Annotated in this window: 1 protein-coding gene; it reads right to left on the reverse strand. The window is 62.1% G+C overall.

The genetic code is table 11. From position 1 onward, the window contains the following. On the reverse strand, window positions 1-1,506 hold a 1,506-nt coding region (locus HX817_RS30675; protein WP_256348853.1), incomplete at both ends, for a condensation domain-containing protein.

The following is a 1,506-nucleotide window of genomic DNA, read 5'->3' on the forward strand; positions in this document are numbered from 1 at the left end:
AAGTTCAGCCAGTGAGCGGCCATACGCTGTGCAGTGCTTGCGTCGAACAGGTCGGTGGCGTAAGTGAGGGTTGCACTGAGCTCGCCGTCGGCGTCCAGGGTGTCGAGGGTCAAGTCGAACTGGGCGGTACGGCTTTCCCACTCCTGGGCCTTGATCACCAGCCCCGGCAGTTGCGGGATGGCTTGGCGGCCGGCGCTCTGGTGGTTGTACAACACCTGGAACAACGGGCTATGGCTCAGGTTGCGCTCAGGGCGCAAGGCTTCGACCAATTGCTCGAACGGTAGGTCCTGATGCGCCTCGGCGCCCAGTGCCGCCGTCTTGACCTGTTGCAGCAGTTCGCTGAAACGCTGCTGCGGATCGACTTCAGCCTTGAGCACCTGGGTATTGACGAAGAACCCGATCAGGCCTTCGGTCTCGACCCGGTTGCGGTTGGCAATCGGTACGCCCACGCGGATGTCCGACTGGCCGCTGTAACGGTGCAGCAGGCCCTGGAACGAAGCCAGCAACAGCATGAACAGGCTGCAACCTTCACCCAGCGCCAGTTGCCGCAGCTGTTGGCCCAATGCCTGCGGTAACTGGACGGCCAGACGGGCGCCGGCAAAGCTCTGGCGTGCCGGTCGCGGACGGTCCGCAGGCAGCTCCAGCAATGGCTGTTCAGCGCCGAGGACGTTGGTCCAGTAAGCCAGCTGCCGCTCACGCTCACCGGCGTCCATCCATTGGCGTTGCCACACCGCGTAATCGGCATACTGGATCGGTAACTCCACCGGTTCAACCGATCCACCCTGGCTATAGGCGGCATAACGCTCAATCAGTTCCTGCACCAGCACTTGCATCGACCAGCCATCGGAGACGATGTGATGCTGGGTCAGCACCAGCACCTGTTCATCGGCGGCCACCTGCAGCAGCCCGACCCGCAGCAGCGGACCGTTCTGCAGGTCGAACGGCCGGCTGATCTGATCGCGAACAAACGCCTGGATCTGCTCGGCCTGGTTGGCCGAGGTCAGGTCGAGAAACTGCGGCGTCAGCAGCGGACCGGACTCGGCATGGATAACCTGGAACGCACGCTCGTCCTTCTGGACAAAGGTCGTGCGCAAACTCTCGTGACGCTGCACCAGTGCGCTTAAGCTGCGTTGCAACGCCTTCAAATCCAGGTGGCCATGAATCCGTAGCGCCGCAGGGATGTGGTACGCCGCACTGGAGGGTTCCATTTGCCAAAGGAACCACTGGCGTTGCTGGGCGTAGGACAGGGGCAACGGTTGATCACGCGGCACCCTTGGAATGCGCGCAGGCATCGCCGCCTGGATTGGCTCAAGCGCAGCCACGCAAGCCTTGAGGCTGGCATTTTCGAACAGCTTGCGCAGTTGCAGGTTCATGCCGAGGTGTTGGCGGATGCGCGACACCATCTGCGTAGCCAGCAATGAATGGCCACCCAGTTCGAAGAAGTTGTCGGTGAGACCAACCCGCTCCAGTTTCAGCACGTCTTCCCAGACGGTTGCGATTTGCTGT

This window comes from Pseudomonas sp. C6002 (assembly GCF_013385805.1).
Taxonomy (GTDB): Bacteria; Pseudomonadota; Gammaproteobacteria; order Pseudomonadales; family Pseudomonadaceae; genus Aquipseudomonas.